Genomic DNA, 13808 nt, shown 5'->3' with positions numbered 1-13808 from the left:
CCTGCGTCTATCCTCAGAACCCTAGCAACCGAAAACCACGAAGGCGCGACGATTCGCGCCCGATCTTGAGGAGGCAGACATGGCTATCACAAAGAAAGCATCGGCTCATTGGGAAGGTGACCTGAAAACCGGTATTGGCTCGATTTCCACGGAAACCGGCGTACTGCGCGAAGCTCCGTATGGCTTCAAGGCCCGGTTCGAAGGCGGTAAAGGTACCAATCCGGAGGAATTAATCGGTGCGGCACACGCAGGTTGTTTCTCCATGGCCTTTTCGATGATCCTCGGCGATGCCGGGCTCAAGGCTGACAGCATCGATACCAACGCCGAAGTGACCCTGGACCAGGTTGATGGGGGGTTTGCGATCACGGCGGTGAAATTGATCCTGAAGGCGAAGATCCCGGGCGCCACCCAGGAGCAGTTCGAAGAATTGAGCAATAAGGCCAAAGAAGGCTGCCCAGTATCCAAAGTGCTGAATGCCAAGATTACTCTGGATGCGACCCTGGTGAGCTAAATTGGCCCAGGCGTGACAATGATCGCAGCCCGCAGTCGCTTTTACCCAGGTAGAAGCGGCCATGGGCTGCGATTTTTTTGTCCTGAAACAAAACCAGCCAGGTCAAACTGTGGTCGAATAAATGACAGCAGCTCTAGCGCACGACCGTGCGCGCTGCCAGAAAAGGAGCTTCACATGAAACGTTTTGCCTTGGCGATCATCTGCGGTGCACTGGCGACTTCGGCCATGGCGGCGCCCAAGGATTGCGAAGAACTCAGGAAAGAGATCGAAATCAAGATCCAGGCCAATGCAGTGCCTTCCTACACCCTTGAAATCGTGTCCCGGGAAGAAGCCGAGAAGCATGACGTGGCCATGGTTGTGGGTACCTGCGAAAACGGCACCAAAGCCATCGTGTACCAAAAGAACGATAACTGATCCAACTACATCAGGCAGTTGACCTCCCGGTCCTCGGCCACGATCTCGCGCTTAGCGTTGTACAGCCTGGCGCTGGGGGTGAACGCCAGATTCCGGGCCTCCAGCAGATAACGCTGGCCAGCCTCGAAATGGTCGTAGTTGATGGTCAGGTAACACAGGCGCTCTACCGGCCCGGTCATCAGGCTCCCGCCGCCGCCAAATACCTCGAAGTCGAAACGTACCAGCAGTTCATGACTGCCGGGGGCGACCTGGAAGAAGCGGCCATCGCGCAACCGCTGCTTATCCAGGCGCTCGGCCATCAGCAACTTGCCACCAGGACTCGGCGTCGCGAAGTCTACCCACGCCATCTGCGGATTGATGGCTGGCATCGGGCTTTGGCAACCGGCGACGACACTGGCGGCGAGCAATAGCAGCAACCTGCGCATTATAAATGTCCTTGGGCGTGGACATTCAGCATAGCGCCGATCAAGTGCGCTGGCAGCCTGCCGGTGCACCTTGGCCTACGACTTTGCGCTGTTGATCGTAGAGCTTGGCCCATGGCCTGAAACCGATGTTGCCCGCTTGCAGCTGATAGCGTTCGCCGGCGTTGAAATCCTTGAATTTCACATGCAGTTGGCAATCGCGCCACAACGGCTCGGCGTCAGGACCGATGTTGGCAGGGTCGACCGGAAACTGATAACGCACGGTCAATTCGTGGCTGCCGGGCTCAACCTCGAAGTAACGCTTGTCTGTGGAAGCTTTGGCATCGACCTGCAATGCTTGCAGCGCGGTGTCTTCCTGCTGCGAGTCGAGGTCGACCCAAGCCTGGGATGGATCGTGATGAGGCAATCCGAATCCAGCACAGCCTGTCAGCATCAACAGGCCGCCCGTCAGCATCAATTTGCGCATAGCGGAGCTCCAGTGCGGCGGGATAGTCTTGCGGGCAGACTTTCCAGGAATAATTTTATTTTGATCAGGCCTTTTCCAAGCCATGGGTTACTTGATCGCGTTTTACGCATTTTGTTTCCGGGTGTGCTGCTTTTGTTGCTCAATGGCTGCGCCAGCGTCAGCTATTACAGCCAATTGGCCAGCGGACAGTTGCAGCTGTTGCGCTCTCGGGAGCCAGTGTCCGAGGTGATCGCCGATCCCCGGCGCGATCAGCAGCTGCGCGCGCATCTGACCCAGTCGCAAAAGGCCCGCTCGTTTGCCAGCGATCATCTGCGCCTGCCGGACAACCAGAGTTACCGCCTGTATGCCGACATCGGTCGCCCGTTTGTGGTCTGGAACGTCTTTGCCACACCGGAGTTTTCCCTGGCAGCGCAAAATCACTGCTTTCCGATTGCCGGCTGCGTGGCCTATCGCGGTTACTACAGCCAGGGTGCAGCCCGCGGCGAGGCTGCCTTGCAGCGACTGCAAGGTATGGACGTTTCGATTGGCGGCGTCGAGGCCTATTCGACGCTCGGCTGGTTCAACGATCCGATCATCAGCTCCATGATGAATTGGGGCGACGAGCGGCTGGCCACGTTGATCTTCCACGAGCTCGCCCATCAACGTCTTTATGTCAAAGACGACACGGAATTCAACGAGTCATTTGCGACATTCGTGGAGCAGGAAGGCACCAGGCAATGGCGCGCCTTGCGTCGCCTGCCGCCGGATAACGGCGCACAAGCCCGGCAACGTGATCAATTCATCGAACTGGTACTGGCGACCCGCTCGAGACTCGAACAGCTCTACACCCTGCCTCTCCCACCTGAACAGATGCGCCAGCGCAAGGCGGCGGAATTTGAACGGTTACGCGCTGAATACCGCAAGATCCGCGACAGCCAGTGGGCAGGAGACAAACGCTATGACGCCTGGATAAACGCCCCGCTGAACAACGCCCGGTTGCTGCCATTCGGCTTGTATGACCAATGGGTGCCGGCGTTCGAGGCGCTGTTCCGGCAGGCGCATGGGGACTGGCCTGCTTTTTATGCGGCCGCAGAGAAACTCGGAGCGCTGCCAGTGGCAGAGCGCAAGGCGGCGCTGAAGGTGTTGGCAGGACCATGAGAATTTGCAGCTGCGCTGCAAGTACGCCATCGCGGGCAAGCCTTTACAGCGATGGCGTACTGTTTAACCCCGCAAAAACGCCTGATGCAGCTCATCCAGCGTTTCAAAATGATAAGCAGGGGCTTGTGCACTCAGCTCCTCACGGCTGCCGAAACCATACCCCACCGCAGCCGCATCCAGACCGTTGCTGCGCGCGCCGATGAGGTCGTGCTTGCGGTCGCCGATCATCAGGGTGGTGGTCGGGTCCAGACCTTCTTCGGCCATCAGGTGAGCAAGCAGCTCGACCTTATTGGTGCGGGTACCGTCCAGTTCACTGCCGTAGATCACCTTGAAATGTTTGGCGAAATCAAAATGCCGGGCAATCTCACGGGCGAAAATCCATGGTTTGGAGGTCGCGATATACAGCTGGCGGCCCTGCCCGCCGAGGGTTTCCAGCAGAGGTGTAACCCCGTCGAAGACCCTGTTTTCATAAAATCCGGTGACCTTGAAGCGCTCACGGTAAAAATTCACCGCCTCCCAGGCCTTGGGCTCGTCGAAGTCGTAAAACTGCATGAAGGCCTGCAGCAATGGCGGACCAATAAAGTGTTCAAGCCGGGAAAGATCGGGCTCATCGATCCCAAGTTTGCCCAAGGCGAACTGAATCGAGCGGGTGATGCCCTCGCGAGGGTCGGTCAGCGTGCCATCGAGGTCGAACAAAACGTTCTGGTAATGCATGTGCAATCCTGAGTTGAGTGTGCCGGGTCAGAGCTGGTCGTAGCCTTCAGCCAGGTGCAGGTCCTTGAGCTTCACGTAGTTCGCCGCGCTGTAGGTGAAAAAAGCGCGTTCCTTGTCAGTCAGCTCACGAACCTGCTTCACCGGGCTGCCGACATACAGAAAACCGCTTTCCAGGCGTTTTCCCGGAGGCACCAGGCTGCCTGCGCCGATGATCACATCATCGGCGACCACCGCGCCGTCCATGACAATACTGCCCATGCCAATCAACACCCGGCTGCCCACACTGCACCCGTGAAGCATGACCTTGTGGGCGATGGTCACGTCGTCGCCGATCAGCAACGGGAAGCCATCAGGATTAAACGGGCCGGCATGGGTGATGTGCAGCACGCAGCCATCCTGGACGCTGGTACGCGCACCAATGCGGATGCGGTGCATGTCGCCACGAATCACCGTAAGCGGCCAGACGGAACTGTCTTCGCCGATTTCGACGTCACCGATAACCACCGCCGAACTGTCGACAAAAGCGCCCTTGCACAGCGATGGCGTGTGGTTCTGATACTTGCGAAGCGTCACGATAGGCTCTCTCTCTGTTGCTGATAGCTGCGGTCGGCGTCGATTGTAATTAAGATGGGGCAATGTTTCTTCCAGCCAAGGTGCCAACCGTGAGCGTGAACAACCCTCTTTTGCAGTCCTACGACCTGCCGCCGTTCTCCGCGATCCGTGCCGAGCACGTGCAACCGGCCATTGAACAGATCCTGGCGGATAACCGAGCCGCCATTATCGAGATCCTCAAGACCCAGGGCAAACAACCGACCTGGGCCGGCCTGGTGTTGGCGATGGACGAATTGAACGATCGCCTGGGCGCCGCCTGGAGCCCTGTCAGCCACCTGAATGCGGTGTGCAACAGCGCTGAATTGCGCGAAGCCTACGAATCCTGCCTGCCAGCCTTGAGCGCCTACTCCACCGAGATGGGCCAGAATCGCGAGTTGTTCCAGGCCTTCGAAGCCCTGGCCAACAGCCCGGAAGCTGAAGGATTTGACGTTGCGCAGAAAACTATCCTGGAACACTCGCTGCGCGACTTCCGTCTGTCGGGCATCGACCTGCCCGAAGCCGAGCAGAAGCGTTACGCTGATGTACAGAGCAAGCTGTCGGAGCTGGGCAGCCGCTTCTCCAACCAGTTGCTCGACGCCACCCAGGCGTGGACCAAGCACGTCACCGATGAGGCCAAACTGGCCGGCCTGACGGATTCCGCCAAGGCGCAGATGGCCGCCGCCGCGCAGGCCAAGGGGCTGGATGGCTGGTTGATCAGCCTGGAATTCCCGAGCTACTACGCGGTGATGACCTACGCCCACGACCGCGCCCTGCGTGAAGAAGTCTACGCCGCCTACTGCACCCGTGCTTCGGACCAGGGCCCGAATGCTGGCCAGAATGATAACGGCCCGGTCATGGAAGAAATCCTCGACCTGCGCCAGGAACTCGCCAAACTGCTGGGCTTCGCCAGCTTTTCAGAACTGAGCCTGGCCACCAAAATGGCCGAGTCCAGCGACCAGGTAATCAGCTTCCTGCGCGACCTGGCCAAGCGCAGCAAGCCTTTCGCTGCCCAGGACCTCGAACAGCTCAAGGCCTACGCCGCCGAACAAGGCTGCCCGGACCTGCAAAGCTGGGACAGCGGTTTCTATGGGGAAAAACTGCGCGAACAACGTTACAGCGTTGCCCAGGAAACACTTCGCGCCTATTTCCCGATCGACAAAGTACTCAGCGGGTTGTTCGCAATCGTGCAGCGCCTATACGGTATTGAGATCGCCGAGCAGAAAGGTTTCGACACCTGGCACCCGGATGTACGCCTGTTCGAAATCAAGGAAAATGGTCAGCACGTGGGCCGGTTCTTCTTCGACCTGTATGCCCGCGCCAACAAGCGCGGCGGAGCCTGGATGGACGGTGCCCGTGATCGTCGTCGCGCCGCTGACGGTTTGCTACAGAATCCCGTGGCCAACCTGGTGTGCAACTTCACGCCAGCCGACAGTGGCAAACCAGCCCTGTTGACCCACGATGAAGTGACCACGCTCTTCCACGAATTCGGCCACGGTCTGCACCACCTGCTGACCCGCGTCGAACACGCCGGCGTATCCGGCATCAACGGTGTGGCCTGGGATGCGGTCGAACTGCCAAGCCAGTTCATGGAGAACTGGTGCTGGGAGCCCCAAGGGCTGGCATTAATCTCGGGTCACTACGAGACCGGCGAACCGTTGCCTCAGGACCTGCTGGAAAAAATGCTGGCCGCGAAAAACTTCCAGTCCGGGCTGATGATGGTCCGTCAACTGGAGTTCTCGCTGTTCGATTTCGAGCTGCACGCCACCCACGGTGATGGCCGCAGCGTACTGCAAGTACTCGAAGGGGTGCGTGACGAAGTCTCGGTGATGCGTCCACCGGCCTACAACCGCTTCCCCAACAGCTTCGCGCACATCTTCGCCGGCGGATACGCGGCGGGTTACTACAGCTACAAGTGGGCTGAAGTGTTGTCCGCCGACGCTTTCTCCAAATTTGAAGAAGACGGCGTACTCAATGAACAAACCGGTCGCGCTTTCCGCGAGGCGATCCTGGCACGCGGCGGTTCCCAGGAGCCTATGGTGCTGTTCGTCGACTTCCGTGGTCGTGAGCCATCGATTGACGCACTCTTACGCCACAGCGGCCTGAGTGAGGGCGCAGCAGCATGAGCGAGGGGCCTGTGATTACCAAGAGACGCTTCATCGCCGGCGCAGTTTGCCCGGCTTGTAGCGAGCCGGACAAGCTGATGATGTGGAGCGAAAACGACGTTCCCCATCGAGAATGTGTGGCCTGCGGTTATGCCGACACCCTCAATGAACAAGGCTTGTCAGTGCCCAGGGAATTGGGCACTCGGGTCAACACTTCAGCACTGAAAGTCGCGGACGCGAAAGTTCAGGCGGTGCAGTTTTTCCCGAACCCAAAATTGAAAAAGAAGCCTGACGAGCAACAGTGAGTTACCGCCACCCCTTTACCCGTGAATGGGAATGGGGTGGCACTGCTCCCCCAGCGCGCGTTTATTCTACATTTGCCGACTTGAGCCAACTCTTCATCGAGCAAGCAGCGAAAGGGCTGGTGCTGCAATCACCATTGGCCAATGCCGTACGCAGTTTGCCAGTATCGGCCTGCAGGATGTAACGCACACCATCGCGGTAATGGGAATTGTCTCCGAAGCCGCCTTGGGTCATTTCATCCAGGGCCTCCTCCTTGCTCCACCCCTGGATGACGACTCGATACATCGCCGCCATCAAACCGGTGCGATCGGAGCCATGCTTGCAGTGCATCAGCACAGACCCCTTGCTTTCTGCATCGCGGATAGCTCGAAGCACCTTAAGTACATCCGCATCATCGACGTGATTAGTCCGATACGGCAGTTGTACCTGGGTGACTCCAGGTGACGACAACCAGCCCAAATCTGGCTCGGGCAGGAAGTTAATGACCGTGGCTACCTTGAGCCGTCCCAGTAGAGGCACTGCCTCTCGATCTGGCAACGCGCTTCGGTATAGCGTCGGGGTCATCTGAAACAGGTTGTACCGAATTTCCACCGGTTGCGCCCATTCTTCCGGACGCGTCGACCCCGTGTCTTCGGCATGAGCGTAGGAGAAACCGAAAATTGCGACCAGAAAGCATAAAAATGCAGCAGGTGAAAAACTGGGTAGGAACATGCTCGAACGACCATGGGGCAGATGTGGATAATTGACCACAGTTTCACTGCCGACCAGTCAATGATGTGTGAGGCATTTGTCAAAGAACCGTGAATTAAAAAAACGGCGCAAGGATTCGCGCCGAAAGTCAGGGAACCCGCTCGACAAGTATTCGTTTTTAAATAGTTAGAACAGCGTAATGCTTACATCAGGGGTTAACGATTTTTGAATACGCTTTAGCCAATGCCACAAGAATGGCCTTGTCCTGCGGGTCGAAATCGCCGTCGCCATCCAGATCGCATTGGGCTGGGCCCATGGTGAAGGTTATCCCGCCATCGTTCGATACGGCTTCACGCTGGATGCACTTCAAGAGGTAATCGATTCTATCGCCATTTACGGGATGATAGCCCTCCTCCTTTGTCGCGAATTGCATGGACACCCGCACTTCCATCGGACTAACGGCTGAAGGCCTCAGCAATTGAAGAAAGATGCCGCGCTGATTGTAGAAAGACATTTATTAAATCCTTTTAATAATTGGGGTCTGAACACTTCCGTGGACCAGGAGCATACTGAAAGTTCTGATGAACACGCCAGCCGCGATATATTTCTCAAGATGACCTGAACCCCTCAATCATAGCCAGGCGCCCAATGGCACTGGTCGAACGCGCCATCGCCATGTACTGTATGGACATACAGCTCAAGAGACGCTTTCGATGGCTACTCCACTTCCGCCGCGTGGCCGGGGCACCGCCACCAACCCGCACAATCGTTTCTCACCGAACCGTTCGGTAGCCGAGGACGACGGTTGGTACCAGGAAGTACCGCTCACCCAAGGCACGGAAGTACGCTTCGAAACGGCGAAGACCATCATCACCCATAACAACTCCCCAGACCTGCCTTTCGATCGCTCGATCAACCCTTACCGCGGGTGTGAACCCGGTTGGCCGTACTCAACAATTCGTACCGATACCGAACGTTGATATACCTTTGCGGCTATTGATCCACCACGCTGAAATTACTCCCATCCCTAGAAATTTGACTGCTATACCTTTCCACAAGGCGCATTGCCGGACAGGAAAATATGGAGCAGGGAATGATTCGGAATATCGTCGTAGTCGGGTTGCTGGGTTTTTCAGGGTTGGCGTTAGCTCAGTGGGGAGACGTGGAATACAACGCCACGTTGAAAAAGGAATACATCTACTGCGGTAGCCAAAAGTCACTAGACGAATTCGGGGCCTTTGCGCAGGACGGGGATGAGGACGGAGCGAACAAGATGGTCAGTGACGGTAAATGCCGTATCAGCTCGGGAATGAAGGTGCGGGTGTTCCAGGAGAATGACTATGCGGCCAGCTTCCTGTCGCCCAGTGGGAAAGCTTTCTACACCTATAAAAAGTGGTTGAAGAGGTAGTGAAAAAGCTGCTGAATCAGCGAGGGTGGAAATGCGCTTAGTACGCGAATAAAAAAGCGAATTTGCATCCTTTTTAAATCGGCAAATATGGTCGCTTTGGGGTGGCCCACTGGCTACCCTTGACGCTGAGACGGAAGAGGCACTAGAACACCTCAGAGGGGCTGAAACTACCTAGATAAGAGGGTTCCTGAGGGTGGTCACCTTATGCTATCGGTGGTCTTCATCCGGTGCTGTGTCACGCACATCAACAAGAAAGAATGCATCAGGCGAAAGTCAGTCCAAGAGTCCGCATTACACGGCTTACCTGCATCGCTGACCATTCCCCGCCACGCGCAGTGGCAACCTTCTTGCCATTTAAGCATTCAGCGACTTGTTGCAGCGAAGTAGCGCCACGACGGATGCAAAGTTCGATTGGGTCGTGGAGCGACGCAGTAAAGGCGGATACACGCGCCTGAACAGACTCCTGAGCTTTTGCTCGATTAGCGTCTGTACGGCCCTTGGCTAACGCGTCTGCTCTGTTCTGAACACTTTGCATAGCTTCGGCATTGCCACTGTCCGCCTTGGCCTTCAGAGTCGCTAGGGTGTCTTTTGTACGGTCGCTGATGAACTTGCGTTCCTGTTCAGCGAGGGCTGCGAACAAATGCAGTTGAAAAGGGGTGGCGTCTGGCATCGTAGCTACCTTGAAGCTTGTCTGTTCCATCAGACGGGCAATGTGATGCACAGAACGGGACAGGCGGTCCAGCTTGGCTACCGCGAGTACAGCTCCTTCCTTTTTGCATGCTGCCAAAGCCTTTGCACCTTCAGGACGATCCTCGATAGCGAGCTTGCCCGACACCACATCGGTGAAGGAATCCACCACCTCCCAGTTGTTCGCCAGCGCGGCACGCTCGATGTATTCCTTTTGAGATTCGAGACCCAATCCGCTGTCGCCTTGAGACTTTGTAGAAACACGGTAGTAGGCAATTACACGTACTGGCTTGTTCATCGTCTTGGCTCCTTGGCAGACAGAATGTCTGGGCTAGGAATCCATAATAACACTTCTACAACGTTCGTTCTAGATTTGTTATGCGGTCATTCGTCGGTCTTTTTGTAGAGTTTTCGCCTTCAGAATGCACAGCCATTAAGCTCACTGCATACGCTGGCGTGCCTCCAAGATACCCATACGACCATCAAGGCGGTTTGACATGGTGTCCAAACGCTCCCAGAGAGCATTGAGTCTCTGTTCCTCATATGAAGCCTGTGACAGCTGGATAAGGCGTTGCTGTGCGAGGTCGCGCGTTAGGTTCGCTACCTGCTCCATTGCTGCCTGTGCCTGGCTGTGTGTGTGCAATGTGAACATGAGCGTTGTGGCTGCGATTGCTATTACTCCCGCACTAATTATGTAATTTATTTTTGTATTAATTTTGTTTTCTCGTAATTGTGGAGCGGAAACCGCCCGTGCTTGATTGTTATAATATTGACGTCAATAAACATGGCATCTTGAGAGATGAAGGGAGGGTGTCAGTCTCCCTATCTCAGTTACTTAATTTCCTGCTTAATCCTGTTGTGGGAATCTTTCAAGAAGGATTTGCATAGTGTGATCAATGCTTTCAGTTGGTTTGCTAGCCGCTAAAAGTATATCAATGTAGCTTTGTAGCTCTTCGTCTGACAGCTTCGCCTTGGCAGGTTCCGCCTTTAGCTCAGGAGCCTTCTTGGCGGCGTTGCGGGCTATGGCCCGCTCTAGCTGTTTATTGAATATGGTGTTGGAGACGGTCATCACGCAGCACCTTTTTCAGATGAAAGATTGGCAAAGAAGTCTTGGGCCTCTTTAGCTGCGTCAGCGCGTAGCTTGGCTTCACGATCTGCTGCTTTCTTAGCCTCTTTATTAACTTGAGCTTGGTACAGTTGCTGCTCAAGAATCTGCTGCTGCTTTTGTTTTTCTACCTCTAGATCTGCGAGATAAGCAGTCTTTGTTTCAATGGCAACGTCCTTCAGCAATTGTTCAACATTCTCTTTCAACAGAAACACTGTAAAACCGCCAGTGGTGATAGTTGGATGATTGTCTGAGAGCACCCGCCCTGCGGCAAAGAGGTGTTGCAGCTTCGGCATTAGAATTGAAACTGGCGCATCATAGCGATCAACCGCTGCATAAGATCGCAAGAACAGTAACTTTGCGTGTTCGATTCGTTTGTCTAGCACATCTTGATTGAACTGAAAGCTTTGAATGCTGACATGCTGAATTGTATTTTCCATCTTTATTTCCTTTTTTTGGTTGCCTTGATTGGCAGTTTTTGGGCGATAGACCGCCCGGTATTTGCTCTTGTTGGAGAGCAGAATCTATTAGTTATGGGAGTGCCTTTACAAAGGCGGGAAGAACATCTTACGGCTGCGCTATCGCTTAGCCTACGTCAATTCACTACGCTATCGCTTCGTTCTTTGACTTAACCTAAACATATTAAAAAAAGATGCTAATCAACTGTCACCCCCGTCACGAATCGCTGAAGCCCTTGTAATATGGGTCTTAGCTGCGTGACAGCTATAGTGACGGCTTAAAACATCAGTGTCACGGTGTCACGTTTTCATATCAGAAATTAACTTTAGGGAGCAATTTATCTAATTCCTTGGGCGGTGTTTTGGTAGTTAGTCCTTCTTGAATGCCTTTGGGAGTAATATAGTAACGCTGGGAATTAGATCGCTTTGAAATGCACCCTATACCGAGGAGGGCGTTTGCGACAGCTACATCTGTCAGACCGTATTCAAAGCTATCAGAAAAGCTATCCTTCAGCATTTGTACCGTCAGCACGCTGTTAGAAGCGATGACATTACCCAGCACATCTTCTAACTTATCCGTTGTGGTGAATCCAAGTAGATCTTGTTTGCTATCTGTCATTGGTGCCTCACCGGTGGCTCGATACTTACTCAAGTCAATTTGTTCAAGGTAGTCTCGCACCAGTTGAAAGCCACCATTCATTAGCCAAGGTTTGAAATTATCATTAAGAAAGCGATCCGTTTCCGATTTGCTCTCTCTGTGACGGATAAATGCTGGTATCCAAAATCGACGATCTCCACTCTCAATAACAAGCGGGATATGGTCGTTACTGGTAATGCAAAAATTAATGTAGTTATCAATGACAACTACAGGCAGATGCTTTCGGCGTAAAGTTAGCGTAGCGTTAGCCTGGATGGATTTCAGACTATCAGTCGTGCTCTTCTTTGAGCGATACACCTCATCCACGACAAGAAGGGTCTTGCCTTCAACAGTCTCGTTGAAATCCCCGACAACATCTTTCAAGTGGCATAGGGCTGCCGCTGTAGGGCCTAGGAGGCCCGGTAGCAGTGTCTCTGCAAAGAATCCTTTCCCCACACCATGCTCAGAGCGCAACAGTGGCGTAGCGATGATTTTCTGCTCTTGGTGACGTACAGACATCGCAATCCACCAACCGAAATAATCTCTTTCACTGTCATCTGGGAACCATCGGCGAAGAAAATCAACGAACGGCTCTACTTGTTCCTTGGTTACTCGCGCACCTGTAGGCTGAAGCTCTGGAGCACGCCATAGATTGATAAAGCCGTTATCAAGGATAGCTAGACCATTAGGGACGAATTTTTCGCCATAAGCCCAATCTAAGCATCCCAATAGATATGCTGCGTCGTATTTATCTTTTCCGCCATTGCGGCGGTAGAAGTCTTGGAGAATACACGCATCTGATTGGGCTGTACCAGTTACGACATCTCGAAATCTAGCTGATGAGGTGTTTGACGGAACTCGGACAAATCGAGCTTTAACAGCTTCAATCGCTGCGGATGTTTTATTGTTTTTCGGTGCTGCTGTAATCATTGTTGTTTACCTCATCTGATGGGCTAGGACGTTTGGTTTTGAATAAAGAGGCGTGAAGAGACGAAATCAAAATGTTAAGTGTGTGATTGGGCGATCCGTGATCGTAATACCGCATAATTTCTAAAAGTTCGCTTGCAGATCTGTCGTTGAGATGAGGTCGCATACTCAGGCCGCTCCTTGTAGCAGTTGGTCGAGGGAATGGTAAAATTGTTTTACATCCTCTGGGGTCTTAAGCGCTTTCAAAGCCGCTTTGATACTCAGGCGAACTTTCTGTCTTGCAGCGAATAGTCGTACTGCGCAAGTGTTGCTACACAAAAAATTGCCATTGTGACTTGGTTCAAAATCACGCTGGCATACTTGGCACTCTTTCATGAGATTTCCTCAATGGGTTGTTGATTGTTGGATGTTTCTATTTCTTCTCGATACAACTCGATAATTTCCTTGGTTGTTAATCCAAGCTTTACACGGCGTTTATGCAAACGAGAATGGCAAAGATTTGAACAGCAATATTTGTTGCTGCGATTGCACTCCATTGGACAGCGACAAACAATACAGGGACGAATCGTAACGGCCACGGGATACCTCCAAAGGTGATTGGTGAATTAAATTGTGGGTGGAATAAAAGATTTTAAACAAAAAACAAACACAACACGGACTAAATCTCTAGCGCGAATTGTGTTTGAAACTTCATAGGGTTTTTTATGGCAGCTACTGTAAAGAAGGAAAACAGTAACCGCCTACACTGACCTAGCGGGGAAACTCTAATAACACCACGAGGTCGATGTTCTTTAACGAGGGGTATGCGAGATGGGTGAAGCAAGTGAAACTTAGTATTCTTCGGCGTTGTTCTTCATTTACTGGTAAAGTATCTCATACTTCGTATTGTAATTGCAACTTTATTTGCATTTAGTTAAGACTAATTAGTTATAATCTGCTGTATTGTTATAACTTGTGTTAAGTGCAACTTAATTAATTATAATGTTTCCAGGTCTGTGTGGGTGATATTGATCCTGAATCTATAGTTGCCTGTAAAGCTTATAAAATCGAAATGGGTTTCAGGAAGAACTTCAGATAAAGGAATACCTACCGAATCATATAGAGCCAACGCCCTACCTCGACTCAGTAAAAGTACCTTATCTGATAGCTCACCTAAAACCCACACCCGTGTGGTACTAACTGTATCGAAATTGGGAACGAGGTAAGTGAATCCGAAAAATCAGATTCTATACAGTC

Annotated in this window: 16 protein-coding genes and 1 pseudogene; 7 read left to right on the top strand and 10 right to left on the bottom strand. The window is 53.1% G+C overall.

From position 1 onward, the window contains the following. Positions 1 to 79: 79 nt before the first annotated feature. The gene (locus AAEZ09_RS22095) at positions 80 to 511 is read left to right on the top strand and encodes an OsmC family protein (protein ID WP_205893951.1); all 432 of its coding nucleotides are present in this window, start codon (positions 80 to 82) and stop codon (positions 509 to 511) included. Between the two features lie 174 nt (positions 512 to 685). Continuing rightward, positions 686 to 925, top strand: a complete 240-nt coding sequence (locus AAEZ09_RS22090) for a DUF1161 domain-containing protein (RefSeq protein WP_045059084.1) — start codon at positions 686 to 688, stop codon at positions 923 to 925. Between the two features lie 5 nt (positions 926 to 930). On the opposite strand, the gene AAEZ09_RS22085 is transcribed toward AAEZ09_RS22090, so the two are convergent. Together AAEZ09_RS22085 and AAEZ09_RS22080 are read right to left on the bottom strand one after the other, a co-directional pair. Beyond that, positions 931 to 1350 carry a PA0061/PA0062 family lipoprotein gene (locus AAEZ09_RS22085; protein WP_201147186.1) on the bottom strand — a complete coding sequence of 140 codons (420 nt, stop codon included), beginning with the start codon at positions 1348 to 1350 and terminating at the stop codon, positions 931 to 933. 40 nt (positions 1351 to 1390) lie between these two features. Next, positions 1391 to 1813 (bottom strand): PA0061/PA0062 family lipoprotein, encoded by a 423-nt coding sequence (locus AAEZ09_RS22080; protein ID WP_122840854.1) that lies wholly within the window; start codon positions 1811 to 1813, stop codon positions 1391 to 1393. A gap of 60 nt (positions 1814 to 1873) precedes the next feature. Here AAEZ09_RS22080 and AAEZ09_RS22075 point away from each other — a divergent pair, with 60 nt between their 5' ends. Beyond that, positions 1874 to 2950, top strand: coding sequence for an aminopeptidase (locus tag AAEZ09_RS22075; protein WP_350600777.1), 1077 nt, complete (start codon positions 1874 to 1876; stop codon positions 2948 to 2950). 63 nt (positions 2951 to 3013) lie between these two features. Here AAEZ09_RS22075 and AAEZ09_RS22070 read toward each other — a convergent pair whose 3' ends face one another. Beyond that, on the bottom strand, positions 3014 to 3664 hold the full coding sequence (locus AAEZ09_RS22070) for an HAD family hydrolase (RefSeq protein WP_350600776.1): 651 nt from the start codon (positions 3662 to 3664) through the stop codon (positions 3014 to 3016). Between the two features lie 27 nt (positions 3665 to 3691). Then, positions 3692 to 4237, bottom strand: a complete 546-nt coding sequence (locus tag AAEZ09_RS22065) for a gamma carbonic anhydrase family protein (protein WP_350600774.1) — start codon at positions 4235 to 4237, stop codon at positions 3692 to 3694. Positions 4238 to 4326: 89 nt separating this feature from the next. On the opposite strand from AAEZ09_RS22065, the gene prlC reads away from it, so the two are divergent. Together prlC and AAEZ09_RS22055 are read left to right on the top strand one after the other, a co-directional pair. Next, complete coding sequence (gene prlC, locus AAEZ09_RS22060) at positions 4327 to 6378, top strand: oligopeptidase A (RefSeq protein ID WP_350600773.1); 2052 nt, start codon at positions 4327 to 4329, stop codon at positions 6376 to 6378. After that, positions 6375 to 6662 carry a YheV family putative zinc ribbon protein gene (locus AAEZ09_RS22055; RefSeq protein WP_045059090.1) on the top strand — a complete coding sequence of 96 codons (288 nt, stop codon included), beginning with the start codon at positions 6375 to 6377 and terminating at the stop codon, positions 6660 to 6662. Before prlC ends, AAEZ09_RS22055 begins: the two co-directional genes overlap by 4 nt. A gap of 61 nt (positions 6663 to 6723) precedes the next feature. Here AAEZ09_RS22055 and AAEZ09_RS22050 read toward each other — a convergent pair whose 3' ends face one another. Together AAEZ09_RS22050 and AAEZ09_RS22045 are read right to left on the bottom strand one after the other, a co-directional pair. Then, complete coding sequence (locus tag AAEZ09_RS22050) at positions 6724 to 7371, bottom strand: phosphatase domain-containing protein (RefSeq protein ID WP_350600771.1); 648 nt, start codon at positions 7369 to 7371, stop codon at positions 6724 to 6726. A gap of 187 nt (positions 7372 to 7558) precedes the next feature. Continuing rightward, positions 7559 to 7864, bottom strand: coding sequence for a hypothetical protein (locus AAEZ09_RS22045; protein WP_350600770.1), 306 nt, complete (start codon positions 7862 to 7864; stop codon positions 7559 to 7561). A 199-nt stretch (positions 7865 to 8063) separates the two neighbouring features. On the opposite strand from AAEZ09_RS22045, the pseudogene AAEZ09_RS22040 reads away from it, so the two are divergent. Next, positions 8064 to 8312 (top strand): annotated as a pseudogene (locus tag AAEZ09_RS22040) (PA0069 family radical SAM protein); the annotation flags it as partial. Between the two features lie 131 nt (positions 8313 to 8443). Then, positions 8444 to 8758 carry a hypothetical protein gene (locus tag AAEZ09_RS22035; protein WP_350600769.1) on the top strand — a complete coding sequence of 105 codons (315 nt, stop codon included), beginning with the start codon at positions 8444 to 8446 and terminating at the stop codon, positions 8756 to 8758. Positions 8759 to 9020: 262 nt separating this feature from the next. Here the strand turns inward: AAEZ09_RS22035 and AAEZ09_RS22030 are convergent, their stop codons facing one another. From AAEZ09_RS22030 to AAEZ09_RS22015, 4 genes are all read right to left on the bottom strand, one after another. Beyond that, positions 9021 to 9743, bottom strand: a complete 723-nt coding sequence (locus tag AAEZ09_RS22030) for a recombinase family protein (protein WP_350600768.1) — start codon at positions 9741 to 9743, stop codon at positions 9021 to 9023. A gap of 549 nt (positions 9744 to 10292) precedes the next feature. After that, on the bottom strand, positions 10293 to 10514 hold the full coding sequence (locus AAEZ09_RS22025) for a hypothetical protein (protein ID WP_350600766.1): 222 nt from the start codon (positions 10512 to 10514) through the stop codon (positions 10293 to 10295). Beyond that, on the bottom strand, positions 10514 to 10990 hold the full coding sequence (locus tag AAEZ09_RS22020) for a hypothetical protein (protein WP_350600765.1): 477 nt from the start codon (positions 10988 to 10990) through the stop codon (positions 10514 to 10516). The genes AAEZ09_RS22025 and AAEZ09_RS22020 overlap by 1 nt, the downstream gene beginning before the upstream one ends. A 331-nt stretch (positions 10991 to 11321) precedes the next feature. Next, positions 11322 to 12575, bottom strand: coding sequence for a primase-helicase family protein (locus AAEZ09_RS22015; RefSeq protein WP_350600764.1), 1254 nt, complete (start codon positions 12573 to 12575; stop codon positions 11322 to 11324). Between the last annotated feature and the right edge of the window lie 1233 nt (positions 12576 to 13808).

Source organism: Pseudomonas sp. 65/3-MNA-CIBAN-0223 (genome assembly GCF_040310425.1).
In the GTDB taxonomy this organism is placed as follows: domain Bacteria; phylum Pseudomonadota; class Gammaproteobacteria; order Pseudomonadales; family Pseudomonadaceae; genus Aquipseudomonas; species Aquipseudomonas gregormendelii.
Note: the sequence above shows the minus strand (reverse complement) of the source record. Positions and strands in the feature narration are given on the sequence as shown.

What these genes read in the sequence shown, in the direction of transcription:
- AAEZ09_RS22050 (WP_350600771.1), bottom strand. Translation starts at nt 7,371, where the DNA reads ATGTTCCTACCCAGTTTTTCACCTGCTGCATTTTTATGCTTTCTGGTC.
- AAEZ09_RS22015 (WP_350600764.1), bottom strand. Translation starts at nt 12,575, where the DNA reads ATGATTACAGCAGCACCGAAAAACAATAAAACATCCGCAGCGATTGAA.
- AAEZ09_RS22045 (WP_350600770.1), bottom strand. Translation starts at nt 7,864, where the DNA reads ATGTCTTTCTACAATCAGCGCGGCATCTTTCTTCAATTGCTGAGGCCT.
- AAEZ09_RS22035 (WP_350600769.1), top strand. Translation starts at nt 8,444, where the DNA reads ATGATTCGGAATATCGTCGTAGTCGGGTTGCTGGGTTTTTCAGGGTTG.
- AAEZ09_RS22085 (WP_201147186.1), bottom strand. Translation starts at nt 1,350, where the DNA reads ATGCGCAGGTTGCTGCTATTGCTCGCCGCCAGTGTCGTCGCCGGTTGC.
- AAEZ09_RS22055 (WP_045059090.1), top strand. Translation starts at nt 6,375, where the DNA reads ATGAGCGAGGGGCCTGTGATTACCAAGAGACGCTTCATCGCCGGCGCA.
- AAEZ09_RS22025 (WP_350600766.1), bottom strand. Translation starts at nt 10,514, where the DNA reads ATGACCGTCTCCAACACCATATTCAATAAACAGCTAGAGCGGGCCATA.
- AAEZ09_RS22090 (WP_045059084.1), top strand. Translation starts at nt 686, where the DNA reads ATGAAACGTTTTGCCTTGGCGATCATCTGCGGTGCACTGGCGACTTCG.
- AAEZ09_RS22070 (WP_350600776.1), bottom strand. Translation starts at nt 3,664, where the DNA reads ATGCATTACCAGAACGTTTTGTTCGACCTCGATGGCACGCTGACCGAC.
- AAEZ09_RS22020 (WP_350600765.1), bottom strand. Translation starts at nt 10,990, where the DNA reads ATGGAAAATACAATTCAGCATGTCAGCATTCAAAGCTTTCAGTTCAAT.
- AAEZ09_RS22030 (WP_350600768.1), bottom strand. Translation starts at nt 9,743, where the DNA reads ATGAACAAGCCAGTACGTGTAATTGCCTACTACCGTGTTTCTACAAAG.
- AAEZ09_RS22095 (WP_205893951.1), top strand. Translation starts at nt 80, where the DNA reads ATGGCTATCACAAAGAAAGCATCGGCTCATTGGGAAGGTGACCTGAAA.
- AAEZ09_RS22080 (WP_122840854.1), bottom strand. Translation starts at nt 1,813, where the DNA reads ATGCGCAAATTGATGCTGACGGGCGGCCTGTTGATGCTGACAGGCTGT.